The sequence below is a fragment of the Pantoea sp. SORGH_AS_0659 genome (assembly GCF_031453915.1).
GTDB lineage: Bacteria > Pseudomonadota > Gammaproteobacteria > Enterobacterales > Enterobacteriaceae > Pantoea > Pantoea leporis.
The window spans coordinates 2,430,760-2,454,200 of the sequence record NZ_JAVJAK010000001.1 but is presented as its reverse complement, the minus strand read 5'-3'; the positions used below and the strand labels follow the sequence as shown (position 1 = coordinate 2,454,200).

The window sequence follows — 23,441 nt, the reverse complement described above, 5'->3', positions numbered from 1 at the left end:
GCGCTTGCGTTGTGCGGATTTTTATTCGCCTGTCTGATTCATTTTATTAACAATGCGAAGTGGATATTTGTAAAAATGCCAAAGATTAAAACTGTACGTGGCGCCGCTAAGCGCTTCAAGAAGACCGCTTCTGGCGGCTTCAAGCGTAAGCACGCGAACCTGCGTCATATTCTGACTAAAAAGTCTACTAAGCGTAAACGTCACCTGCGTCCGAAAGGCATGGTGTCTAAAGGCGATCTGGGTCTGGTTATTGCCTGCCTGCCGTACGCATAAGTAAATTTTTTTTAGTTTAATTCCCCGAAAGATTTCGGGTTGCAGCAAGGCGGCAACTGAATGAATCCCTGAACTTACATCAGTAAGTGACTGGGATGAATGAAGACAGCCAACGCCGCTGCGGCACGAAAGATGAAGGGAAATCACAGAATATGATATAGGAGAGCTCACATGGCTCGCGTTAAACGTGGTGTAATTGCTCGCGCACGTCACAAGAAAATCTTAAAACAAGCTAAAGGCTACTATGGTGCACGTTCACGTGTATACCGCGTTGCTTTCCAGGCTGTTATCAAAGCTGGTCAGTATGCTTACCGTGACCGTCGTCAACGTAAGCGTCAGTTCCGTCAACTGTGGATCGCGCGTATCAACGCTGCGGCTCGTCAGAACGGTATCTCTTACAGCCGTTTCATCAATGGCCTGAAAAAAGCCTCTATTGAAATCGACCGTAAGATTCTGGCTGACATCGCTGTATTCGACAAAGTGACATTTACTGCACTTGTTGAAAAAGCAAAATCAGCTCTGGCGTAAGTCAGTTGAAAAAGGGAGCTTGCTCCCTTTTTTATTACCCGCAACTCACGCAAAAGATTGACATTTTGGCCGCTGCGCATTTCAATAGTGCGGTTTCTAAATATGACAAGGTAACGCAAGCATGAATGCTGCTATTTTCCGTTTCTTTTTTTACTTTAGCGCCTGAACATCAGGGGCTTTTGCGCATAAGAAAAGAAACGAAAAATCGCGCTGAAAGCCTCCCTCGTGGAGGCTTTTTTGTTTCTGGCGACACTTAATCGGATCATCTGATCCCAACGAGAACTGACCAGCCCGGCTGGAAGAAGAGGAAATCATGTCCCAACTCGCAGACCTGGTGGCTCGTGCCACGGCCGCCATCGACGAGGCGGCGGATATCGCTGCTCTGGACGCCGTGCGCGTCGAATTTCTGGGTAAGAAAGGGCATCTGACGCTGCAAATGACCACCCTGCGTGAACTGCCGGCAGAAGAGCGCCCGGCTGCGGGTGCGGTCATCAACGAGGCCAAACAGCAAGTGCAGGACCGCCTTACCGCGCGCAAAGAGACGCTGGAAAGTGCGGAGCTGAATGCGCGTCTGGCTGCGGAAACCATCGACGTGTCGCTGCCTGGCCGCCGCGTTGAGAATGGTGGCTTGCATCCGGTGACCCGCACTATCGATCGTATCGAAACCTTCTTCGGCGAACTGGGTTTCGCGGTGGTAACAGGTCCGGAAATTGAAGACGATTACCACAACTTTGATGCGCTGAACATTCCCGGCCATCACCCGGCGCGTGCCGATCACGACACGTTCTGGTTTGATGCCACGCGTCTGCTGCGCACCCAAACTTCAGGCGTGCAGATCCGTACCATGAAAAACCAGCAGCCGCCAATCCGCATCATCGCGCCAGGCCGTGTTTATCGTAACGATTACGATCAGACGCACACGCCAATGTTCCACCAGATGGAAGGTTTGATTGTCGATAAAGACATCAGCTTTACCAACCTGAAAGGCACACTGCACGATTTCCTCAACAACTTCTTCGAAGAGAATCTGCAAATTCGCTTCCGTCCTTCTTACTTCCCGTTCACCGAACCGTCCGCAGAAGTGGACGTGATGGGTAAAAACGGCAAGTGGTTGGAAGTGCTGGGTTGCGGCATGGTGCACCCGAACGTATTGCGCAATGTTGGCATCGATCCGGAAATTTATTCGGGCTTTGCGTTTGGCATGGGCATGGAGCGTCTCACCATGCTGCGCTACGGTGTGACCGATCTGCGCGCCTTCTTCGAAAATGATTTACGTTTCCTCAAACAATTTAAATAAGGGCAGGTTATCCAATGAAATTCAGTGAACTCTGGTTACGCGAATGGGTAAATCCAGCCCTGGACAGCGCTGCGCTGTCTGAGCAAATCACCATGGCCGGCCTTGAAGTGGACGGCGTGGATCCGGTTGCCGGTGCGTTCCACGGTGTCGTGGTGGGTGAAGTGGTTGAGTGCGGCCAGCATCCGAACGCCGACAAACTGCGCGTCACCAAAATCAACGTCGGTGGCGATCGCCTGTTGGATATCGTCTGCGGCGCGCCAAACTGCCGTCAGGGCCTGAAAGTGGCGGTGGCGACCGTTGGCGCTGTGCTGCCGGGCGATTTCAAAATCAAAGCAGCAAAACTGCGTGGCGAGCCGTCTGAAGGCATGCTGTGCTCCTTCTCTGAGCTGGGTATTTCCGACGATCACAACGGCATCATCGAGCTGCCAGCCGATGCGCCAATTGGCACCGATATCCGCAGCTATCTGCAGCTGGATGACAACACCATTGAAATCAGCGTCACGCCAAACCGCGCCGATTGTCTGGGCATCATCGGGATTGCGCGTGATGTAGCAGTTTTGAACGGTTTGCCGCTGACGGCTCCCGCAATTGAGCCGGTAAAAGCCACCATCAACGATACCTTCCCGATTCGCGTTGATGCCACCGCCGCGTGCCCGCGCTACCTTGGCCGCGTGGTGAAAGGTGTCAACGTCAAAGCCGCTACGCCATTGTGGATGCGTGAGAAGCTGCGTCGTTGCGGTATTCGCTCAATCGATCCGGTGGTCGATATCACCAACTTTGTACTGCTGGAGCTTGGCCAGCCGATGCATGCCTTCGATCTCGACCGCATCGACGGCGGCATCGTGGTGCGTATGGCAGAAGAGGGCGAAGTGCTGACGCTGCTGGATGGTACCGAAGCTAAACTCAGCAGCGACACGCTGGTGATTGCCGATCACCACAAAGCGCTGGCGTTGGGCGGCATCTTTGGTGGCGAGCATTCCGGTGTCAATGAGGAGACGCAAAATGTGCTGTTCGAATGCGCCTACTTTGATCCGCTGGCGATCACCGGCCGCGCTCGCCGTCAGGGCCTGCATACCGACGCGTCACATCGTTACGAGCGTGGCGTCGATCCAGCGCTGCAGCACAAAGCGATTGAACGCGCGACGCAACTGTTGCTCGACATCTGTGGCGGCGAAGCGGGCCCGGTCATTGACCAAACTGACGCGAGCGCGCTGCCGCCACGCGCCACCATCACGCTGCGCCGTGAAAAGCTCGATCGCCTGATTGGCCATGTGATTGCTGACGAACAGGTTACTGACATCCTGACGCGTTTGGGTTGCGAAGTGAAAGTGAGTGCAGGAGAGTGGCAAGCCGTTGCGCCAAGCTGGCGTTTCGATATGGCTATCGAAGAAGATCTGGTCGAAGAAGTGGCGCGCGTTTACGGCTATAACAACATCCCTGATGTGCCGGTGAAAGCCAGCCTGATCATGACGCAGCATCGTGAAGCCGACCTGTCGCTGAAGCGTGCGAAAAATCTGTTGGTAGATAAAGGTTATCAGGAAGCGATTACCTACAGCTTCGTTGATCCCAAACTGCAGCAGTTGCTGCATCCGGGCGAAGAGGCGCTGATCCTGCCCAGCCCAATCTCCAGCGATATGTCGGCAATGCGCCTGTCGCTGTGGACCGGTTTGCTGGGCGCGGTGGTGTATAACCAAAACCGTCAGCAGGGCCGCGTACGCCTGTTTGAAAGCGGTTTACGCTTTGTTCCTGATACACAGGCCGATCTGGGTATCCGCCAGGATCTTATGCTGGCCGGCGTTTTAAGCGGCAATCGCTATGAAGAGCATTGGGATCTGGCGCGTCAGACGGTTGACTTCTATGATTTGAAAGGCGATTTAGAATCGCTGCTGGATTTGACCGGTAAACTTGATGAGATTTCCTTCCGTGCGGAAGCCAATCCGGCGCTGCATCCAGGACAAAGCGCCGCAATTTATTTACGCGGCGAACGAATCGGATTTATCGGGGTGGTTCATCCAGAGCTGGAACGTAAGCTGGATCTGAATGGTCGCACCTTAGTGTTTGAACTGCTTTGGAATAAGGTCGCAGACCGCGTCCTGCCTGATGCGCGCGAGATTTCTCGCTTCCCGGCAAACCGTCGTGATATCGCCGTTGTGGTGGCTGAAAATGTGCCTGCAGCAGATATCATTGCGGAGTGTAAGAAAGTTGGCGTAAATCAGGTAGTTGGCGTAAACTTGTTTGACGTGTACCGTGGTAAGGGCGTAAACGAAGGTGAAAAGAGCCTAGCGATTAGCCTGATTTTGCAGGATACCAGCCGGACACTCGAAGAAGAGGAGATTGCCGCGACCGTTGCCAAATGCGTTGCGGCATTAAAAGAGCGATTCCAGGCAACCTTGAGGGATTGAACCTATGGCGCTTACAAAAGCTGAAATGTCAGAGTACCTGTTTGAAAAACTCGGGTTGAGCAAACGCGATGCCAAAGAGTTGGTAGAACTTTTTTTTGAAGAGGTTCGCCGCGCGTTGGAAAACGGAGAACAGGTAAAACTGTCCGGATTTGGTAATTTTGATCTGCGTGACAAAAACCAGCGTCCGGGCCGTAACCCGAAGACGGGGGAAGATATTCCTATCACCGCGCGCCGAGTGGTGACATTCCGTCCGGGACAGAAGTTGAAAAGTCGCGTCGAGAACGCGACACCCAAGGATGCTGACTAATTTCAGTACGACAAAAAGGCCGCTTAGCGGCCTTTTTTTTTGCCTTAAATCTGGCCGCTCTGCACGATTTATTCATGATGTAAGGATTTAGTAAGTATCCGGAAAATAAGGCGAAAATCGGTCCTCACCGATAGTGACGGCATCAACACTTTTGTTATAACAGCGCCATCACAGAGCAAAGGGTTTGAATAATGAAAAAGACAGCAATTTTATTAAGTGTCTTGTTAGGCATGCCGCTGCTGGCTAGCGCCAATGTTTCCGTCAACATCAACACGCCGGGCGTTTCGGTGCATATCGGCGATCAGGATAAGCGCGGCTACTATTGGGATGGTTACGACTGGCGTGCGCCAACGTGGTGGAAACAGCACCATAACCAGCGCATCGGCACCAAAGGTCCGCACGGTTACTGGAACGGTAACGGCTGGCAGGCGCAGCATCCGGGTAATGGACCGCACCGCGACGACAAACGTCAGCCACAGCGTCAGCCGCAACCGCAGCATCACGACCAGCGTGACAATCAGCAGAAGCGTGATAATCATGGTCAGCCGCTTCCTCCGCATCAGTAAGGCTTCTCCAGCGGCGCCTCCACAGCGCCGCTTTCTTTTTGCTGTAATCCCACTACAATCAAATCTCTGTTTTCTCAGCCAATCTTATCTATGACTCTGCTGGATCAGCTTGCTTCCCAGGCAAATCGCCGCAGCCAGCGCTGGCTCATCGCACTCATTGCGCTGCTATTGCTGCTCATCGGGCTTAGCCTGTGCGCCGGCGACAGCTGGATCTCTCCCACACAATGGTTTTCGGCGGAAGGCGATCTGTTCGTCTGGCAGCTGCGCATGCCGCGCACGCTGGCGGTGCTGCTGGTGGGTGCAGCGCTGGCGGTGTGCGGCGTAGTGATGCAGGCGCTGTTTAACAATCCGCTGGCGGAACCCGGCTTACTTGGCGTGTCTAACGGGGCGGGGATTGGTCTGGTATTAGGTGTGATGCTCGGTAACGGTTCGCTATGGAGCTTAGCGCTGGCGGCCATGGCCGGTGCGCTGCTGATCACGCTGATGCTGCTGCACTTCGCTCACAAACAACTCTCAGTGAGCCGCTTACTGCTGACCGGCGTGGCGCTTGGCATTATCTGTAGCGCCATCATGACTTGGGCAGTGTATTTTAGCACCAGCCTCGATCTGCGTCAGCTGATGTACTGGATGATGGGCGGCTTTAGCGGCATTGACTGGCGCTATGGCTGGATGATGTTGGCGCTGCTGCCGGTAACGCTGCTGCTGATCGCCACCGCACGCACGTTGAATTTGCTGGCGCTGGGCGAAACCTCGGCACGTCAGCTCGGATTACCGCTGCTGCTGTGGCGCAACCTGCTGGTGCTGGCGATGGGCTGGCTGGTGGGCGTGAGCGTAGCGATGGCGGGTGCGATCGGTTTTATTGGTCTGGTTATCCCGCATCTATTGCGTCTCAGCGGTTTTAGCGATCATCGTTATTTGTTGCCTGCGGCGGCGTTAGCCGGTGCCGCAGTGCTGCTTGGCGCGGATATTATTGCGCGGCTGGTGTTAACCTCTGCCGAACTGCCGATTGGCGTGGTAACGGCCACGCTCGGCGCGCCGCTGTTTATCATGTTATTAGTGAAGTCTTCGCGCTAGCTTTGGCTGGCAACGTGTTATCAACAACAGGAATCGACTATGAGCATTTATCAGACAGAACTGGTTACGCTGGACGGTGAAAAAACCACGCTGGCGGCCTATGAGGGCAAGGTGCTACTGGTAGTCAATGTGGCATCTAAATGTGGCCTGACGGCGCAGTATGAGCAGTTAGAATCGCTGCAGAAAGCCTGGCAGGATAAGCCGTTCAGCGTGCTTGGCTTCCCATGCAATCAGTTCCTCGAGCAAGAGCCGGGCAGTAACGAAGAGATCAAAACCTTTTGCAGCACCACTTACGGCGTCACTTTCCCGATGTTCGATAAAACCGATGTCAACGGCGAGCATCGTCACCCTCTCTATGCGCAGCTGACGGCGGCGCAGCCGGTGGCGCAACGCCCGGAAGGCAGCGGTTTCCTCGAGCGCATGGAGAGCAAAGGGCGCGCGCCGAAAGCGCCAGGCGATATCCTGTGGAACTTCGAAAAATTCCTTATTAATAAGCAGGGCAAAGTCATTGCGCGCTTCTCACCGGATATGACGCCAGACGATCCCATCATCCTGAAAAGTGTAGAGCAGGCGCTGGCCGAATAAATGCTATTGCAGTGTCAGGGAGTCAGCGTCACAGGGCGGCTGGCTCCCGTTGAACTTAGCGTTAACGCCGGTGAATTAGTGCATCTGGTGGGGCCGAACGGCGCCGGCAAAAGTACCTTGCTCAACGCGCTGTCCGGTTTGTTGCCGAGTCAGGGCAGCATTCTGCTGGATGGCGCGCCGCTGTCCACGTTAAACGGTGCGGCATTGGCCCAGCTGCGCGGCTGGCTGCCGCAACAGCAGATGGCACCGGGACAAATGCCGGTGTGGCATTACTTACGCATGCATATCAGCGCACAAACGGCGGAAACAGACTGCGTGTTAAAAGAGGTGCTCGCGCAGTTAGCGCTGCAGGACAAACTGACGCGCAGTCTTACGCAGCTTTCTGGTGGCGAATGGCAACGCGTGCGGTTGGCTGCCGTGGTGTTGCAGGTTCATCCGGCGATCAATCCACGCGGCAAACTGCTGCTACTGGATGAGCCGATGAGTGCACTCGACGTGGCGCAACAGCGTTCGGTCGATAAGCTGCTGGCCGAACTGTGTTGCAGCGGCCTGGCGATTGTTGCCAGCGGGCACGACCTCAACCACAGCCTGCGCCATGCCGCTCGCGTGTGGTTAATGCATCAAGGCGCGGTTGTCCGTCAGGGCAGGGCCAGCGAGGTGCTGACCGCTGCGCATTTAGCGCCGCTTTACCAAACCCCGTTTGAACAAATTGATACCGCACAAGGTCCGCTGCTGTTTATTCCCTGACAGAGGATTGCGTGCCGTAGCGCTTTGCCGCTACAGTGTCTGCCGGACAAGGGAGAAAGGGAGAGGCGGATGCGGCTGACAATTTTGATTTTGGCACTGTTGCTGGCGGGCTGTAGCCATCATGCACCGCCGCCGAATGGCCGTTTGTCTGACTCTATCACCGTGATTGCCCAACTCAACGATCAGCTGAGCCGCTGGCGGGGAACGCCGTATCGCTATGGCGGATTAAGCCGCGGTGGCGTGGATTGTTCCGGCTTCGTCTATCTCACCTTCCGCGATAAATTCGATATGCAGCTGCCACGCTCGACCATTGATCAAACCGACATTGGTACGCGCATCGACAAGGGCGATCTGCTGCCTGGCGATCTGGTGTTCTTCAAAACCGGCAGTGGAGAAAACGGTTTGCACGTCGGTATTTACGATACCGACAACACCTTTATTCACGCCTCGACCAGCCAGGGTGTGATCCGCTCGTCGCTGGATAATGTTTACTGGCGTAAAGTATTTTGGCAGGCGCGTCGCATCTAAATAGCGTTGTTATCGCTTAATAAAGACGCGAAAAAAGAAAGGGTATCTCACCCTGAATTAAATCTGAATTCTGCCGATATTTAACTATCATTTAAAATGGCACTTTACCCGCCATCGTTTTAATACTAATAATAAAGCTAAATTTATTTAATTGGTATGGACATTAACCCCGGCTTATTTGGCTTAAGTATTATTTGCGGCTTAAATCAGCGTAATAAGACCTAAAACGGCACCTCTTCAAACGTTTGGTCCTATTGCCTGGTAGAATTCGTTGATATACGATGCGCCAATTGCCATTGCTTCTGGCTTGAAAAATGAAAGTCCATTTGTCTGCCGACTATCAGTCGGAAACCTGGTTTTATCCAGTTTACTCTCTGGCGGGCCAGCTGACTGCGGTCGAGCTGGTGACGCAATTTGTCCACGACAGCGCACCTATTACGCTGCCGCAGGATTTGCTGTTGCCGCAATTGGACGATGCGCAGCAATTACGTTTGCTGCAGAGCCAGCTTTCATTGCTGGAAAAGTACCGCGACTTTTTTGAGATTAATCAAATTACCGCGTTGGTACGTATTGATGACTCTATGGCCAATACACTTTTAGCCAGCGAATTTCTGTTAAGGAAATTCCGACAAATCCCTTTTATTGTTTTAGATATCAGCGAAACGTTTCCGCAATTATCTTTGGGTAAATCCCATCCATTGCTTGCAGCATTACAAAGTGAATTTCGTTTATCGCTTTCACAATTTGGCGCAGGAAAAGCGCCGGCAACCGCGGTGTACGATAATCTGTTTAGCGTGTTAAAACTGGATAAAGCCTTTATTCATAACCTGGCCAAGCGCGCCTCGTTTACGCCTTTTATTCAGACAGTTATCAATAATTTTTCCGATTTTGCGGACCAGATCATTATTTGTGGTATTGACGATAACCAAATGATGGAAAAGATGACCACGTTGAGTGGTGCGCAGCTACAGGGCAGCCTGTTCCCGGTGGTGAAAGCTGAACGTCTTAACGATCTCATCTATTCCGACCTGAATTTACATACGCCTTCGCAGCAGTAACCCTTTCGCCTGTCTTCCGCGCCGCGTCGGCGTTACACTCTCTGTTATCTTATAACTCATTGCGGGTGCCTGATTTAAGCGCACCTTCCGGAGTGTCGATGCAATTTACCAATAGCTGGCAGCAAGAATTACCCGGATTCTACACCGCGCTGGACCCAACGCCATTAGCGGGTGGACGGCTGTTTTATCACAATGCGCCGCTGGCACAAGAGATGGGTTTAGATGATGCGCTGTTCGCCGGCAGCGGGCATGGCGTGTGGTCAGGACGCGAAATGCTGCCCGGCATGTCGCCGCTGGCGCAGGTTTATAGTGGCCATCAGTTTGGCGTCTGGGCCGGACAGTTGGGCGATGGGCGCGGCATTCTGTTGGGTGAACAGCAGCTGGCCAACGGTCGCAAGCTCGACTGGCACTTGAAAGGGGCCGGATTAACGCCCTATTCGCGCATGGGTGACGGTCGCGCGGTGATCCGCTCCAGCGTACGCGAATTCCTCGCGTCTGAAGCGCTGCACCATCTGGGCATTCCCACCACGCGCGCGCTGGCGTTAGCCATTGGCGATGAGCCGGTGCTACGCGAAACCCAGGAACGCGGTGCGATGCTGATGCGCATTGCCGACAGCCATCTGCGTTTCGGTCATTTTGAGCATTTCTATTACGGCGGTGAACAAGACAAAGTGCGCCAGCTGGCGGATTACGCCATTCGCCATCACTGGCCGCAGCTCAAGGATGAAGCGGATCGTTACCTGCTGTGGTTCACCGATATCGTTAAACGCACGGCGAGCCTGATCGCCCATTGGCAGAGCGTTGGCTTTGCGCACGGCGTGATGAACACCGATAACATGTCGATTCTGGGCTTAACGCTGGATTACGGTCCTTACGGTTTCCTCGACGACTATCAGCCGGATTACATTTGCAATCACAGTGACTATCAGGGCCGCTACGCTTTCGAAAATCAGCCGATGATTGGCTTGTGGAACCTTAATCGCCTGGCGCATGCCTTGTCGGGATTGATGACCACCGAGCAGCTTAAGCAGGCGCTGGGTCATTATGAAGGTGAACTGATGCGCGTTTGGGGGGAGAAAATGCGTGCCAAACTCGGCTTGCTGACGGCGGATGCTAATGACAACACGCTTCTGACTGGCTTGCTGTCGATGATGACGGCGGAACACAGTGATTACACGCTGACCTTCCGCATGCTGAGCGACACGCAGCAAGATGAAAGCCGTTCGCCGTTGCGTGATGAGTTTATTGATCGTGAGGCCTTTGATCGCTGGTACAGCGATTATCGCCAGCGTTTGTTGCAAGACCACGGCAGCGATGCGCAGCGTCAGGCGGTGATGAAAGCGGCTAATCCGGCGCTGGTGTTACGCAACTATCTGGCACAGCAGGTGATTGAAAAGGTCGAGAACGGCGAGACCAAGGCGTTAGCGAAGCTGCATAGCGCGTTACAGCAACCGTATAGCGATGCGGCCGTCAGCGCAGAGTTGCGCCAACGGCCACCAGAGTGGGGCAAATCGCTGGAAGTGAGTTGTTCCAGCTAGATCAGCATTAAAAACGGCTGTCGACCGCGGCAGCCAGTTTTGCCAGCACCTCGGCGCTGTCTTCCCAGCCGAGGCACGGATCGGTGATTGACTGACCATAGGTCAGCGCCGCACCGCTCACCACTTTCTGATTCCCTTCCTGCAGGAAACTCTCGATCATCACGCCCGCAACCGCGCGCGATCCGGCACGGATTTGCGCCGCCACATCATCGGCAACGTCACGCTGACGACCGTGCTGCTTCAGGCAGTTGCCGTGGCTGAAGTCGATCACCAATTGCTCCGGCAGATTGAAGTCGCGCAGATTGGCCGCTGCCGCCGCCACATCTTCGGCGTGATAGTTCGGCTGTCGACCGCCGCGCAGGATTACGTGACCATGCGGATTACCGCTGGTTTGATAGATGGTCATCTGACCGTTTTTATCCGGTGACAGGAACATGTGGCTGGCACGCGCGGCGCGAATCGCATCGACCGCGATCTGCACGTTACCGTCGGTGCCGTTTTTGAAACCGACCGGACAGGAGAGCGCTGACGCCATTTCACGATGAATCTGGCTTTCGGTGGTACGCGCGCCAATCGCGCCCCAGCTGATCAGGTCGGCAATAAACTGGCCGATCACCATATCGAGGAATTCAGTGGCGGTTGGCATGCCCAGCGCGTTGATATCCAGCAGCAGTTTGCGCGCAATGGCGATGCCGCGGTTTACATCGTAGCTGCCATCCAGATCGGGATCGGAGATCAGGCCTTTCCAGCCAATCACGGTGCGCGGTTTTTCGAAATAGGCACGCATCACGATTTCCAGACGATCTTTATGGCGCTCACGCAGCACGTTCAGACGTTTAGCATACTCAATCGCCGCTTTAGGATCGTGCAGCGAGCAAGGACCAATAATCACCAGCAGACGCGGATCTTCACCGGTCAGAATGCGCGCGATGCGCTGGCGGGAAGCGGTGACGTTGGCGGCAATCTCTGCCGAAATAGGGTGTTCATGCGCGAGCGCAGCCGGAGTCAGCAGGCTACCGATGCGCGCGGTACGCAGTTCATCAGTCTTGTTCATTGAGATTCTCAAAAATTTGTTCTTCGCAGCGGTGAAATACCGGGAAGTGATGGTGATCACAATAAACTAATAGCTTGCGAATTCAACCTGCTAAAAACAAAGGTCTTAAAACCAGACGGAAGCCAGACTTTACGATTGCAATACAGGCCAGGTATGTGGCGGGAGGTCGCCACTTATGGCGACCGGCAGAGAAACCTAATACATGCTGCGGCTCAGACCCATGATATCGAGGATTTTGGTGGCGATCTCTTCCACCGAATAGTTGGTGCTGTTGAGATAACGAATCTGGTTGGTACGGAATAGCGCTTCCACTTCGCCTACTTCGAGACGGCACTGGCGCAACGAAGCGTAGCGGGTATTTTCCGCGCGCTCCTGGCGAATCGCCGCCAGGCGTTCCGGGTCGATGGTTAAACCAAACAACTTATGCTGATGTGCACGCAGCGCCGGCGGCAGTTTCAGGTTATCCATATCATCGGCGATAAACGGATAGTTAGCGGCACGCACGCCAAACTGCATTGCCAGATACAAGCTGGTGGGCGTCTTCCCGCAGCGCGACACGCCGAGCAGAATCACCTGCGCATCTTCGAGGCCGCGCAGGGAAATGCCGTCATCATGCGCAAGGGTGTAATCGATGGCGGCAATGCGCGCGTCATATTTGCCGAGGTTGCTGGCGGTCAAACCGTGCGTGCGGTGCGCCACCGGCATTGACGCCACGCCGAGTTCGCTCTGCAACGGCGCGACCAGCGCCTGCACGATGTCCTGACAAAAGCCTTCGCTTTCGAGAATAATTTCACGGACGTCGGGTGTGACGATGGAGAAGAACACCAGCGGGCGCACGCCGCTCTGCTGGTAAAGCGCGTTGATCTGTGCTTTAACCGCCTGAGCGCGTTGCACATTCTCGACAAATGGCAGCGTCACGCTGTGGGTTATCACCGGGAACTGGGATAACACCGCATGGCCCAGCACTTCGGCGGTAATGGCGGTGCCATCAGAGATGTAGAATACGCTGCGTTCAGTGTTCATAGTGCAAATATCCTCTTGCGTAGCAATGCCCAAATTATCGATGACAACATTTCATTTTAAATAATAATAAAATGAAATATCCATATTGTCCGCTATTGCGCTCACAAAGATGAATCAGTGAATAATCAATATTAGATGAAATGCTGTTTTGAAAAGCATTATTTTCGCGCATTTTCCTTTTCGCGCATGAAATAAAGTGTGAGGGCGTTGCGCAACAAAAATCAATCGCTAACCCTCTGAAAAGGGGAAAAATATCGCTACAGCAATCCATTAGCGTGAAATAGGGCGGTTGCGCAACACAATTAATTCTAAGTACTAATCCGATTTTGTCTTTCTTTTCCTGCTTTAACGATTCAACACTTAGTCTTTATTAATCGGTTGTGCCAGGCTGTTTTGGCGAATAGCAAAATGTTCCATGTGTATTCACATCATTTAAAAGGATAATCTCAATGTCCAATCAAGACCAACAGTCGCTAGTGCTCTGGTACAACCAGCTTGGCATGCATGATGTTGATCGGGTGGGAGGCAAGAATGCTTCCCTTGGAGAAATGATTACGAATTTGTCGTCGCTGGGTGTTTCCGTACCCAACGGTTATGCGACCACATCTTACGCGTTTAATCTGTTCCTCGATCAAAGCGGACTGAACCAGCGGATCTATGATTTGCTGGATAAAACGGATGTTGATGATGTTGCTGAGCTCGCGCAAGCGGGTAAACAGATTCGTCAATGGGTGATCGATACGCCATTCCAGCCTGAACTGGAAGCGGCAATTCGTAGCGCCTACGAACAACTCTCTGCTGATGATGCCGACGCCTCCTTTGCGGTGCGCTCGTCAGCCACCGCCGAGGATATGCCCGACGCCTCGTTTGCCGGCCAGCAGGAGACTTTCCTTAACGTGCAGGGTTATGACGCGGTCATCATCGCAGTGAAGCACGTTTATGCCTCCTTATTTAACGATCGTGCCATCTCCTACCGTGTGCATCAGGGCTACGACCATCGCGGCGTGGCGCTCTCGGCCGGTATTCAGCGCATGGTGCGATCGGACCTCGCCTCGTCGGGCGTAATGTTCACCATTGATACCGAATCGGGCTTTGATCAAGTGGTGTTTATCACCTCCGCCTTTGGTTTGGGCGAAATGGTGGTGCAGGGCGCGGTGAACCCCGACGAGTTCTACGTGCATAAACCAACGCTGGCCGCCAATCGTCCGGCGATTGTGCGCCGCACCATGGGCTCAAAAAAGCTGCGCATGGTGTATGCGGATTCGCAGGAGCATGGCGAGCAGGTGCGGATTGAAGATGTCGAGCAGGAACAGCGCGATCGCTTCAGCTTAACCGATGACGAAGTGCAGGCGCTGGCGCGTCAGGCGGTGCTGATTGAGCAGCACTACAAACGCCCAATGGACATTGAATGGGCGAAAGATGGCCACACCGGCAAACTGTTCATCGTGCAGGCGCGTCCGGAAACGGTGCGCTCCAACGGTCAGGTGATGGAACGTTATACGCTGCAGGGCAAAGGCAACGTGGTGGTCGAAGGCCGCGCCATTGGTCATCGCATCGGTGCTGGTGAAGTCAAAGTCATCCACGACATCAGCGAGATGCATCGCATTGAAAAAGGCGACGTGCTGGTAACCGACATGACCGATCCCGATTGGGAACCGATCATGAAGAAAGCCTCAGCCATCGTCACCAATCGCGGCGGTCGTACTTGCCATGCAGCGATCATCGCGCGTGAGCTGGGCATTCCGGCGGTGGTGGGCTGTGGCGATGCCACCGATCACCTGAAAGATGGCCACAAAGTCACGGTTTCTTGCGCCGAAGGTGATACCGGTTATGTCTATGACGAACTGCTGGACTTCGAGGTTACCAGCTCGCAGGTCGATACCATGCCGGAACTACCGCTGAAGATCATGATGAACATCGGTAATCCGGATCGTGCGTTCGATTTCGCCTGCTTGCCGAACGAAGGTGTTGGCCTGGCGCGTCTGGAGTTCATTATCAACCGTATGATTGGCGTGCATCCCAAAGCGTTGCTGGAGTTTGATCATCAAACGCCGGAATTGCAGCAGCAGATTCGTCAGATGATGAAAGGCTTTGATGACCCGATTGAGTTCTACATCGGCCGTCTGACCGAAGGGATTGCGACGCTGGGTGCCGCATTTGCGCCGAAGCGCGTGATTGTTCGTCTTTCCGATTTCAAAACCAACGAATACGCCAACCTGGTGGGTGGCGAGCGTTATGAGCCGGAAGAAGAGAACCCGATGCTCGGTTTCCGTGGCGCCGGTCGCTACGTTGCTGACAACTTCCGCGACTGCTTCAAGCTGGAGTGCGAAGCGGTGAAGCGCGTGCGTAACGAAATGGGGCTGACCAACGTTGAAATCATGATTCCGTTCGTGCGTACCGTCGATCAAGCCGAAGCGGTGATCGCCGAGCTGGCGAAAAACGGTCTGAAGCGCGGCGAGAATGGCCTGAAAGTGATCATGATGTGTGAGATCCCGTCCAACGCCTTGCTGGCTGAGCAGTTCCTCGAGCACTTCGATGGCTTCTCCATCGGCTCTAACGACATGACGCAGTTGGCGCTGGGCCTCGATCGTGACTCTGGCGTGGTGTCCGCGCTGTTTGATGAACGTAATGATGCCGTGAAAGCGCTGTTATCGATGTCGATCAAAGCGGCGAAAAAACAGGGTAAATACGTCGGTATTTGTGGTCAGGGACCGTCGGATCATCAGGACTTTGCGGCATGGTTAATGGAGCAGGGCATTGATAGCCTGTCGCTTAATCCGGATACCGTGGTTGAAACCTGGTTGAGTTTGGCAGAGCTGAACGCATCCAAACATTAACCGGGCGATAATTTGATGCATCAGATGAGAATTTGACGTGTCATTAATGTAATTATCAAGGTCAGCGCTGCTGGCCTTGTTTTTTTGTCTGAAAAAAAGCCAAAAAAAAGCCCATCACAGGGGATGGGCAAAGACTACACACAGCAATTCTTCACTTTACTCAGGGGAATAAGGTTGTTTAGAAATCAGTAGCTTGATTCAAAACATAGGAAACATGTTATTGATCAGGCTCGCTGGCGTCTTTAAGAATCCTCTTATTAGTTTAAAGCTGATAACCTTTCGTGGCCTTTTTCTTCCCTGCTAAGCGGCAATTCAGCTGTAAAAATAATCATTCCGTAAGAGAATTCCGCCTAAAGCGCCTAAAACTGCGTTTTTTCTTAAAAATCGCTTATGGAAAAAAATTATTATCAGTAAGAAATGCGCGGTGGCGATGTTGGGGCATTAGGCCGGTTAAAGTAAGGCCAGTGTAAAACTGAGAGAACGTGCATCTTCGCTAAGTGGGCGTTAATGTGAATGAGGTCGCCATGAACGGCGACCCGGCGGGGAACGCTTAATGTAGTTCTTCTTCGTGATCGGCCAACGCTTCGATGGCGGTCTGCACATCGTCATCCGGTTCGGGCGCTTCATGCATCCACACTGAAACCAGACGATAAGACACCGCCAGGACCACCGGACCGATAAACAGCCCAATCATACCGAAAGCAATCAATCCGCCAATAACGCCGGAAAGAATCAGGATCATCGGTAAATCGGCACCCATGCGAATCAACACCGGACGCAACACGCTGTCCAGCGTACCGACCACGCAACTCCACACCAGCAGCACCGTGCCCCACGTGGTATCGCCGCTCCAGTACAGCCAGATAATCGCTGGCACTAACACTACCAGCGGCCCGAGCTGCACCAGGCAGGTCAGAATCATCAACACGGTTAACAGCGTGGCGTAAGGAATGCCGGAAATGGCTAAACCAATACCGCCGAGCACGCCCTGAACCAGCGCGGTGACCACCACGCCTAGCGCCACAGCACGAATCGCCTGACCGGCCAGCAGCACTGCGGCATCGCCACGGCGTCCACTCATGCGATAGGCAAAATGACGAATGCCGTGGCCCACCTGCTCGCCGCGCCAGTAGAGCAGCACGCTGAACAACAGCATCACGATGAGGTGCATCATAAAGCGGCCGAAGTGGCCGGCCTGCGCCACAAAGAAGCCGGTGGTGCGACCAATATAAGGCTGCACCTGATTCAGCATCGCCGCGCCGCCGCCATCCACTAATTTGTGGTAGCTCGAGTAGAGTTTCCTGCCGACGTAGGGAATCTGTCGCAACCAATCGAAGTCAGGCATTACCAGATGGCGCTGCGTTGCCCAGGCGATCACCGGCGCACTGTTATCAATCAGGCTGCTGACCAGCAGGGCGATAGGAATAATAAACAGCAGTAATAGCAAAATGGTCATGGCGATCACCGCCAGCGAGCGGCGTCCCCACAACATGTGCTGTAGACGAATCATCAACGGCCAGGTGGCGATCACCACCATGCTGGCCCAGGCGAAGCCTAGAATAAAGGGCTGCACCACCCACAGACTGGCGATGATCATGATTAGAATGAACATCAGTGAAAACAGCATTTGCGGTAAATCCATACCGCGTTGCAGGTCTTTCATCACAACGGTTAACCTCGATTGAATCCTTCAGAGTGGGGCTGAACAGCCCTGATTAATGATGATCTATTTCCTGAAAATTAAACAGGAAAAGCAGCGACGGCGGCGCGCTTTCCTGAAAAAACAGCAGCCAGCAGAAAAGTATGATAAAACCAAGGGCTGAAAAAAATCACGACGCAAACGTTTACAACATCTCGGTCACTCAATAATGATCCCACAGATTTCTCAGGCACCAGGCCTCGTTCAACTGGTGCTGACATTCCTGCAGTCCTTGAAAGAGCAAGGCTTTACCGGCGATACCGCCACCAGCTATGCCGATCGCCTCTCGCTTGCCACCGACAACAGTATTTATCAGCTGCTGCCTGATGCGGCGCTGTTTCCGCGCTCGACGGCGGATGTGGCGTTGATTGCGCGCCTTGCCGGTGAAACCCGTTTTACCAGCCTGGTGTTTACGCCACGCGGTGGCGGCACCGGCACCAACGGACAGTCGCTGAATCAGGGCATCGTGGTGGATATGTCGCGCTACATGAACCGCATCCTGGAAATCAACACCGAGCAAGGTTGGGTGCGGGTTGAAGCGGGCGTGGTGAAAGATCAACTCAATGCGTGGCTCAAGCCGTATGGCTTCTTCTTCTCGCCGGAGCTCTCCACCAGCAATCGCGCCACGCTCGGCGGCATGATCAACACCGATGCTTCGGGCCAGGGTTCGCTGGTGTATGGCAAAACCTCCGATCACGTGGAAGGCCTGCGCGCGGTGCTGCTGGGTGGCGACATCCTTGATACGCGCGCCATGCCGACTGAATTGGCGGAACAGCTGGCCAGCACGCCGACCGCGGAAGGGCGCATTTACCAGCAGGTGTTGAGTCGCTGCCGCGAACAGCGCGATCTGATTCTGGAGAAATTCCCCAAGCTCAATCGCTTCCTGACCGGCTACGATCTGCGTCATGTGTTCAGCGACGATTTGCAGACGTTTGATTTGACGCGTTTGCTGTGCGGCGCGGAAGGTACATTGGCCTTTATTACCGAAGCGCGCCTCGACATCACGCCTATCCCTAAAGTGCGCCGTCTGGTCAACATCAAATACGATTCGTTCGACTCGGCCCTGCGTAACGCCCCTTTAATGGTGGAAGCCAAAGCGCTTTCGGTGGAAACCGTGGACTCAAAAGTCCTGAATCTGGCGCGAGAAGATATCGTCTGGCATTCGGTAAATGAATTAATTACCCATGTGCCAGATAAACAGTTGCTGGGGCTCAACATCGTGGAGTTTGCCGGTGATGATGACGAACTGATTGAGCAGCAGATCAGCACGCTATGTCAGCGCTTAGATGAGCTGATGCAGCAGCAGATGGGCGGCGTCATCGGCTATCAACTGTGTGACGATTTAGGCGGCATTGAGCGCATCTATAATATGCGCAAAAAAGCGGTTGGCCTGTTGGGGAACGCCAAAGGGCGCGCCAAGCCGATTCCGTTTGTGGAAGATACCGCGGTGCCACCAGAACAGCTGGCGGATTACATCGTCGATTTTCGCGCGCTGCTTGACAGCCACGGCCTGAGCTACGGCATGTTTGGGCATGTGGATGCTGGCGTGCTACATGTGCGTCCGGCTCTGGATATGTGCGATCCGCAGCAGGAGCTGCTGATGAAGCAGATCTCTGATGAAGTGGTGGCGCTGACCGCGCGCTACGGCGGTTTATTGTGGGGCGAGCACGGCAAAGGTTTCCGCGCGCAGTACAGCCCTGAATTCTTTGGCGAAACGTTATTCAATGAACTGCGCCGCATCAAAGCCGCGTTCGATCCTGACAACCGCATGAATCCCGGCAAAATCTGTACACCGCTCGGCAGTGATGAGCCGATGATGCAGGTAGATGCGGTGAAACGCGGCACCTACGATCGGCAGATTCCGGTTACGGTGCGCAACGAGTGGCGCGGTGCGATGGAGTGTAATGGCAACGGTTTGTGCTTCAACTTCGATGCACGTAGCCCAATGTGCCCGTCGATGAAAATTACCCGCAACCGCATTCACTCGCCGAAAGGGCGCGCCACACTCACGCGTGAATGGCTGCGTTTGCTCTCCGAGCAGGGCGTGGATCCTATCCAACTTGAGCAGGCGCTGCCGAAACAGGGCGCCAGCTTGCGTACGCTGATTCAGCGCACGCGTAATACCTGGCACGCAAATCAGGGCGAATATGACTTCTCGCACGAAGTGAAAGAGGCGATGTCGGGCTGCCTGGCGTGTAAAGCCTGCTCGACGCAGTGCCCAATCAAGATCGATGTGCCGAACTTCCGTTCACGCTTCCTGCAGCTGTATCACACCCGCTATCTGCGCCCGATGAGCGATCATCTGGTAGCCACCGTGGAGAGTTACGCGCCGCTGATGGCCAAAGCGCCTAAGGTGTTCAACTTTTTCCTCAAGCAGCCGTGGATGCGCGAGCTGAGCAAAAAGCATATCGGCATGGTGGATTTGCCGCTGCTGTCATCGCCGAGCCTCAAGCAGCAGTTAGGCGGCCATCCGGCGATGAACCTGACGCTGGAGCAGTTAGAAGCGCTGGATGCGGCGCAACGCGAAAACTGCGTGCTGGTGGTACAAGATCCCTTTACCAGCTATTACGAGGCACAGCTGGTCACCGATTTCGTCAAGCTGATTGAGAAACTCGGTTATCGTCCGGTGCTGCTGCCGTTCTCACCGAATGGCAAGGCGCAGCATGTGAAAGGCTTCCTGCAGCGCTTTGCGCGCACCGCCAGCAAAACCGCTGATTTTCTCAATCGCGTGGCAAAACTGAGCATGCCGATGGTCGGTGTCGATCCGGCGACCGTGCTCTGTTACCGCGATGAGTACCATCAGGTGCTGGGCGAGCAGCGCGGCGAGTTTAACGTGCAGCTGGTGCATGAGTGGCTGCAAACCGCCTTGTCGGCACGTGCGGAGCAAACCGCCAGCGGCGAAGCCTGGTATCTGTTTGCGCACTGCACCGAAGTGACCGCGCTACCGTCCACGCCGAATCAGTGGCAGAGCATTTTTGCGCGCTTTGGTGCGAAGCTGGAAAACGTCAATGTGGGCTGCTGCGGAATGGCGGGAACCTACGGCCACGAAAGCGTAAACCTGGAAAATTCGCTGGGGATTTATGAGCTGTCCTGGCATCCGCAATTGCAAAAGCTGCCGCGTCAGCGCTGTCTGGCAACCGGTTTTTCGTGTCGTAGTCAGGTAAAACGCGCAGAAGGCAATGGCATGCGTCATCCACTGCAAGCATTACTGGAAATGATGTAAACAAATTGTAGGAGACGTCACAAAGCTGGATTAGAATATCCAGCCTGCGTGGCGAACAAAATCACTCTGCAGGCGGGTGGCTTGATCCCACTCGCCGCTGATCGCCAGTTGATGACACAAGCGTGTTAATGACAGGCGCGCCAGTTGATAGGCCTGAATCCGGAACAAACGGTCACGATCGGCATTGCCCATCTCCTGCACTAGGCGGTGATGGAGCTTGCCCATGGCATGCAGAAAGCTGTGATCGTCGCCGTTGAGTTCGCAGATTTCTGCCATATCAAGACAGGTGTCGTTAAAGCGACGCAGTTGGTCGAGCGTGCAATCAGTGCGGTTGAGCTTTGCCTGAGCCATGTAGAAGTCAACGGTGATATCACGCACCGAAAACTTATATTCGTCGATTTTATGTTGTAACCAGGCTGAGACGGTAAGCGTCATATCGCCACCTTTTTTGGTTAATGATAATCATTATCATATTAAACCGCGTCAGGAATGCAATTCCCGCTGTGAAATTTTATTGATTTCCTCTGCCTGTTACTAAAATCGGTAATAACAATTTCTTTACATAGTGGAAAGGCGTAACCTATCAATCAGGATGGAAACGTAAAATTGATTTTGGAAATTTTACGACAATTTAACGGGTTACGTTGGTCAGGCGCGCACGGGAATGCTGCCGTCAATCTGCTTTGAAGCGACTATGCTTAATAAAGCAGCAGTAAAAAATAGCACGAGATGATTATCCCTGCAAAACAAGAGGTTGAAGTGATATCTGATATCACTACCATAGAGGGATAGCCTGAAAAGGCCCAGACATACGAGGTAGCACAATGTCATCAGTAAATGCCGACTCTTTTTCACCCGAAGATTTCGTCTGGAAAGGGCTCACGCTGACCGAATCGGCAGCGAAACAGATTCTTAACCTGGTAGAACAAGACCCTGAAGTCAAGGGCTTGAAACTGGGTGTGAAAACGTCCGGCTGTGCCGGTTTTGGGTACGTTATGGACCTGGTGAAAGATCCTGCCGATGACGACCTGCAGTTTGAGCAATTCGGCGCAAAACTGTTTGTGCCACTTCAGGCGATGCCGTTTGTTGACGGTACCGAGCTGGATTATGTCCGCGAAGGTCTTAACCAGATTTTTAAATTCAACAACCCTAAAGCTCAACACGCCTGCGGGTGCGGTGAAAGCTTTGGCGTCGAGTAAGTGAAATATGTCACGACACAGCGAAGCATCTGACGATGTACAAATGTGGGAAGGTAAGCTCAACTATAAAGAGGGCTTCTTTACCCAGTTACAAACTGAAGAATTTGCCCACGGCATCAATGAAGATGTGGTGCGCGCCATTTCGGCTAAACGTAACGAACCTGAATGGATGCTTGAATTCCGTCTCAAGGCGTTCCGCGCCTGGGAGCAAATGGAAGAGCCGCACTGGCTGAAAGCGCACTACGAGAAACTGGATTATCAGGATTACAGCTATTATTCCGCGCCGTCCTGCGGCAACTGCGATGACAGCTGTGCTTCTGAACCCGGTGCCACGCAAACCTCCGGCAGCGTCGCGTCCAGCGACTACCTGACGAAGGAAGTGGAAGACGCGTTCAACCAGTTAGGCGTTCCGGTGCGTGAAGGTCGTGAAGTGGCGGTGGATGCGATTTTCGACTCCGTCTCCGTTTCAACCACCTATCGCGGCAAGCTGGCGGAGCAGGGCATCATCTTCTGCTCGTTCGGCGAAGCGATTCACGATCACCCTGAGCTGGTGCAGAAGTATCTCGGCACCGTCGTGCCGCCAAACGATAACTTCTTCGCTGCGCTGAACTCCGCTGTGGCCTCTGACGGTACCTTCGTTTATATCCCGAAAGGCGTACGTTGCCCGATGGAGCTGTCGACCTATTTCCGCATCAACGCGGCAAAAACCGCGTCAGTTCGAGCGCACCATTTTGATCGCCGATGAAGACAGCTACGTCAGCTACATCGAAGGTTGCTCTGCGCCTGTGCGTGACACCTATCAGCTGCACGCCGCAGTGGTAGAAGTGATCATCCATAAAAACGCTGAAGTGAAATATTCCACTGTACAGAACTGGTTCCCAGGCGGCGAAGGCGAGGGCGGTATCCTCAACTTCGTGACCAAACGTGCCCTGTGCGAAGGCGATCACAGCAAGATGTCCTGGACGCAGTCTGAGACCGGTTCGGCGATCACCTGGAAATATCCAAGCTGCATTCTGCGCGGTGATTACTCGATCGGTGAGTTCTACTCGGTCGCACTGACCGCAGGCCGCCAGCAGGCGGATACCGGTACCAAGATGATTCACATTGGTAAAAACACCAAGTCGACCATCATCTCCAAAGGTATCTCTGCCGGTAAGAGTCAGAACACCTATCGTGGCCTGGTGAAAATTATGCCAACCGCGACCAACGCGCGTAACTTCACCCAGTGTGACTCGATGCTGATTGGTGCCGAGTGCGGTGCGCACACCTTCCCGTATGTGGAAACGCGCAACAACACCGCCCATCTGGAGCACGAAGCCACCACCTCGCGCATCGGTGAAGATCAGATGTTCTACTGCCTGCAGCGTGGCATCAGCGAAGAAGATGCGATCTCAATGATCGTCAACGGCTTCTGCAAAGACGTTTTCTCCGAGCTGCCACTGGAATTCGCCGTGGAAGCGCAAAAATTGTTAGCTATCAGCCTTGAGCACAGTGTGGGCTGAT

General features: G+C 53.9%; 21 protein-coding genes, 1 other RNA gene, 1 pseudogene and 1 other annotated feature. Of the genes and pseudogenes, 17 read left to right on the top strand and 6 right to left on the bottom strand.

The annotated features are described in order from the left end of the window. Positions 1-75 precede the first annotated feature (75 nt). From rpmI to Q3H59_RS11375, 13 genes are all read left to right on the top strand, one after another. The gene (gene rpmI / locus Q3H59_RS11435) at positions 76-273 is read left to right on the top strand and encodes a 50S ribosomal protein L35 (protein WP_004157374.1); all 198 of its coding nucleotides are present in this window, start codon (positions 76-78) and stop codon (positions 271-273) included. Positions 274-444: 171 nt separating this feature from the next. Beyond that, positions 445-801 (top strand): 50S ribosomal protein L20, encoded by a 357-nt coding sequence (rplT, locus tag Q3H59_RS11430; RefSeq protein WP_007892678.1) that lies wholly within the window; start codon positions 445-447, stop codon positions 799-801. 116 nt (positions 802-917) lie between these two features. Further along, positions 918-1,043: a sequence feature (Phe leader region), on the top strand. Beyond that, complete coding sequence (gene pheM, locus Q3H59_RS11425; RefSeq protein WP_106120997.1) at positions 923-967, top strand: pheST operon leader peptide PheM; 45 nt, start codon at positions 923-925, stop codon at positions 965-967. Its footprint overlaps the feature before it by 45 nt. Before the next feature lie 71 nt (positions 1,044-1,114). Next, positions 1,115-2,098, top strand: coding sequence for a phenylalanine--tRNA ligase subunit alpha (pheS, locus tag Q3H59_RS11420; RefSeq protein ID WP_101764574.1), 984 nt, complete (start codon positions 1,115-1,117; stop codon positions 2,096-2,098). A 14-nt stretch (positions 2,099-2,112) separates the two neighbouring features. Further along, entirely contained in the window at positions 2,113-4,500 is a 2,388-nt protein-coding gene (gene pheT, locus Q3H59_RS11415) for a phenylalanine--tRNA ligase subunit beta (protein ID WP_309834889.1), read from the top strand. Between the two features lie 4 nt (positions 4,501-4,504). Then, on the top strand, positions 4,505-4,807 hold the full coding sequence (gene ihfA, locus Q3H59_RS11410; protein WP_007892687.1) for an integration host factor subunit alpha: 303 nt from the start codon (positions 4,505-4,507) through the stop codon (positions 4,805-4,807). 191 nt (positions 4,808-4,998) lie between these two features. Further along, on the top strand, positions 4,999-5,373 hold the full coding sequence (locus Q3H59_RS11405) for a DUF2502 domain-containing protein (RefSeq protein WP_192413523.1): 375 nt from the start codon (positions 4,999-5,001) through the stop codon (positions 5,371-5,373). Between the two features lie 90 nt (positions 5,374-5,463). Continuing rightward, positions 5,464-6,447: a vitamin B12 ABC transporter permease BtuC gene (gene btuC / locus Q3H59_RS11400; protein ID WP_101764571.1), complete on the top strand. Its 984-nt coding sequence runs from the start codon at positions 5,464-5,466 to the stop codon at positions 6,445-6,447. A 39-nt stretch (positions 6,448-6,486) separates the two neighbouring features. Further along, positions 6,487-7,032, top strand: coding sequence for a glutathione peroxidase (locus Q3H59_RS11395; protein ID WP_110866017.1), 546 nt, complete (start codon positions 6,487-6,489; stop codon positions 7,030-7,032). Further along, a complete protein-coding gene (gene btuD, locus Q3H59_RS11390) occupies positions 7,033-7,779 on the top strand; it encodes a vitamin B12 ABC transporter ATP-binding protein BtuD (protein ID WP_309834883.1) in 747 nt (248 codons plus the stop codon). It begins immediately after the preceding gene. A 69-nt stretch (positions 7,780-7,848) separates the two neighbouring features. Next, the gene (locus tag Q3H59_RS11385; RefSeq protein WP_101764568.1) at positions 7,849-8,307 is read left to right on the top strand and encodes an NlpC/P60 family protein; all 459 of its coding nucleotides are present in this window, start codon (positions 7,849-7,851) and stop codon (positions 8,305-8,307) included. Positions 8,308-8,621: 314 nt separating this feature from the next. Next, positions 8,622-9,365: an EAL domain-containing protein gene (locus Q3H59_RS11380; RefSeq protein ID WP_280172743.1), complete on the top strand. Its 744-nt coding sequence runs from the start codon at positions 8,622-8,624 to the stop codon at positions 9,363-9,365. Positions 9,366-9,463: 98 nt separating this feature from the next. Beyond that, a complete protein-coding gene (locus tag Q3H59_RS11375) occupies positions 9,464-10,903 on the top strand; it encodes a protein adenylyltransferase SelO family protein (protein WP_309834880.1) in 1,440 nt (479 codons plus the stop codon). Positions 10,904-10,910: 7 nt separating this feature from the next. On the opposite strand, the gene Q3H59_RS11370 is transcribed toward Q3H59_RS11375, so the two are convergent. Together Q3H59_RS11370 and Q3H59_RS11365 are read right to left on the bottom strand one after the other, a co-directional pair. After that, positions 10,911-11,957: a 3-deoxy-7-phosphoheptulonate synthase gene (locus tag Q3H59_RS11370; protein ID WP_309834877.1), complete on the bottom strand. Its 1,047-nt coding sequence runs from the start codon at positions 11,955-11,957 to the stop codon at positions 10,911-10,913. A 195-nt stretch (positions 11,958-12,152) separates the two neighbouring features. Then, positions 12,153-12,980: a pyruvate, water dikinase regulatory protein gene (locus tag Q3H59_RS11365; protein ID WP_110866022.1), complete on the bottom strand. Its 828-nt coding sequence runs from the start codon at positions 12,978-12,980 to the stop codon at positions 12,153-12,155. Positions 12,981-13,429: 449 nt separating this feature from the next. Here Q3H59_RS11365 and ppsA point away from each other — a divergent pair, with 449 nt between their 5' ends. Further along, entirely contained in the window at positions 13,430-15,817 is a 2,388-nt protein-coding gene (gene ppsA / locus Q3H59_RS11360) for a phosphoenolpyruvate synthase (protein WP_309834875.1), read from the top strand. A 99-nt stretch (positions 15,818-15,916) separates the two neighbouring features. Here the strand turns inward: ppsA and rprA are convergent. The 3 genes from rprA to Q3H59_RS11345 all read right to left on the bottom strand — a co-directional run bounded on the left by rprA (position 15,917) and on the right by Q3H59_RS11345 (position 17,737). Next, positions 15,917-16,024: antisense sRNA RprA (gene rprA / locus Q3H59_RS11355), an RNA gene on the bottom strand. Positions 16,025-16,367: 343 nt separating this feature from the next. Further along, complete coding sequence (ydiK, locus tag Q3H59_RS11350; protein ID WP_101764562.1) at positions 16,368-17,480, bottom strand: AI-2E family transporter YdiK; 1,113 nt, start codon at positions 17,478-17,480, stop codon at positions 16,368-16,370. 77 nt (positions 17,481-17,557) lie between these two features. Beyond that, the gene (locus Q3H59_RS11345) at positions 17,558-17,737 is read right to left on the bottom strand and encodes a hypothetical protein (RefSeq protein WP_271460182.1); all 180 of its coding nucleotides are present in this window, start codon (positions 17,735-17,737) and stop codon (positions 17,558-17,560) included. On the opposite strand from Q3H59_RS11345, the gene Q3H59_RS11340 reads away from it, so the two are divergent. Beyond that, a complete protein-coding gene (locus Q3H59_RS11340) occupies positions 17,686-20,739 on the top strand; it encodes an FAD-binding and (Fe-S)-binding domain-containing protein (RefSeq protein WP_309834872.1) in 3,054 nt (1,017 codons plus the stop codon). The two genes, Q3H59_RS11345 and Q3H59_RS11340, sit on opposite strands and share 52 nt — an antisense overlap. A 30-nt stretch (positions 20,740-20,769) precedes the next feature. On the opposite strand, the gene Q3H59_RS11335 is transcribed toward Q3H59_RS11340, so the two are convergent. Next, on the bottom strand, positions 20,770-21,174 hold the full coding sequence (locus tag Q3H59_RS11335; protein ID WP_309834870.1) for a hypothetical protein: 405 nt from the start codon (positions 21,172-21,174) through the stop codon (positions 20,770-20,772). A 389-nt stretch (positions 21,175-21,563) separates the two neighbouring features. Between Q3H59_RS11335 and sufA the strand changes: the two genes are divergently transcribed. Continuing rightward, complete coding sequence (gene sufA, locus Q3H59_RS11330; protein ID WP_007892717.1) at positions 21,564-21,938, top strand: Fe-S cluster assembly scaffold SufA; 375 nt, start codon at positions 21,564-21,566, stop codon at positions 21,936-21,938. Between the two features lie 7 nt (positions 21,939-21,945). Beyond that, positions 21,946-23,440, top strand: a pseudogene (gene sufB, locus Q3H59_RS11325) (Fe-S cluster assembly protein SufB). Position 23,441 lies beyond the last annotated feature (1 nt).

Bases quoted from the DNA above. Each gene is read 5' to 3' on its own strand.
- ydiK (WP_101764562.1), bottom strand. From the start codon at position 17,480: ATGAAAGACCTGCAACGCGGTATGGATTTACCGCAAATGCTGTTTTCA.
- pheT (WP_309834889.1), top strand. From the start codon at position 2,113: ATGAAATTCAGTGAACTCTGGTTACGCGAATGGGTAAATCCAGCCCTG.
- sufA (WP_007892717.1), top strand. From the start codon at position 21,564: ATGTCATCAGTAAATGCCGACTCTTTTTCACCCGAAGATTTCGTCTGG.
- ppsA (WP_309834875.1), top strand. From the start codon at position 13,430: ATGTCCAATCAAGACCAACAGTCGCTAGTGCTCTGGTACAACCAGCTT.
- Q3H59_RS11395 (WP_110866017.1), top strand. From the start codon at position 6,487: ATGAGCATTTATCAGACAGAACTGGTTACGCTGGACGGTGAAAAAACC.
- Q3H59_RS11385 (WP_101764568.1), top strand. From the start codon at position 7,849: ATGCGGCTGACAATTTTGATTTTGGCACTGTTGCTGGCGGGCTGTAGC.
- Q3H59_RS11345 (WP_271460182.1), bottom strand. From the start codon at position 17,737: ATGTCAGCACCAGTTGAACGAGGCCTGGTGCCTGAGAAATCTGTGGGA.
- ihfA (WP_007892687.1), top strand. From the start codon at position 4,505: ATGGCGCTTACAAAAGCTGAAATGTCAGAGTACCTGTTTGAAAAACTC.
- Q3H59_RS11365 (WP_110866022.1), bottom strand. From the start codon at position 12,980: ATGAACACTGAACGCAGCGTATTCTACATCTCTGATGGCACCGCCATT.
- rplT (WP_007892678.1), top strand. From the start codon at position 445: ATGGCTCGCGTTAAACGTGGTGTAATTGCTCGCGCACGTCACAAGAAA.
- btuC (WP_101764571.1), top strand. From the start codon at position 5,464: ATGACTCTGCTGGATCAGCTTGCTTCCCAGGCAAATCGCCGCAGCCAG.
- Q3H59_RS11340 (WP_309834872.1), top strand. From the start codon at position 17,686: ATGATCCCACAGATTTCTCAGGCACCAGGCCTCGTTCAACTGGTGCTG.
- Q3H59_RS11335 (WP_309834870.1), bottom strand. From the start codon at position 21,174: ATGACGCTTACCGTCTCAGCCTGGTTACAACATAAAATCGACGAATAT.
- rpmI (WP_004157374.1), top strand. From the start codon at position 76: ATGCCAAAGATTAAAACTGTACGTGGCGCCGCTAAGCGCTTCAAGAAG.
- pheS (WP_101764574.1), top strand. From the start codon at position 1,115: ATGTCCCAACTCGCAGACCTGGTGGCTCGTGCCACGGCCGCCATCGAC.
- Q3H59_RS11375 (WP_309834880.1), top strand. From the start codon at position 9,464: ATGCAATTTACCAATAGCTGGCAGCAAGAATTACCCGGATTCTACACC.
- Q3H59_RS11370 (WP_309834877.1), bottom strand. From the start codon at position 11,957: ATGAACAAGACTGATGAACTGCGTACCGCGCGCATCGGTAGCCTGCTG.
- Q3H59_RS11380 (WP_280172743.1), top strand. From the start codon at position 8,622: ATGAAAGTCCATTTGTCTGCCGACTATCAGTCGGAAACCTGGTTTTAT.
- Q3H59_RS11405 (WP_192413523.1), top strand. From the start codon at position 4,999: ATGAAAAAGACAGCAATTTTATTAAGTGTCTTGTTAGGCATGCCGCTG.
- btuD (WP_309834883.1), top strand. From the start codon at position 7,033: ATGCTATTGCAGTGTCAGGGAGTCAGCGTCACAGGGCGGCTGGCTCCC.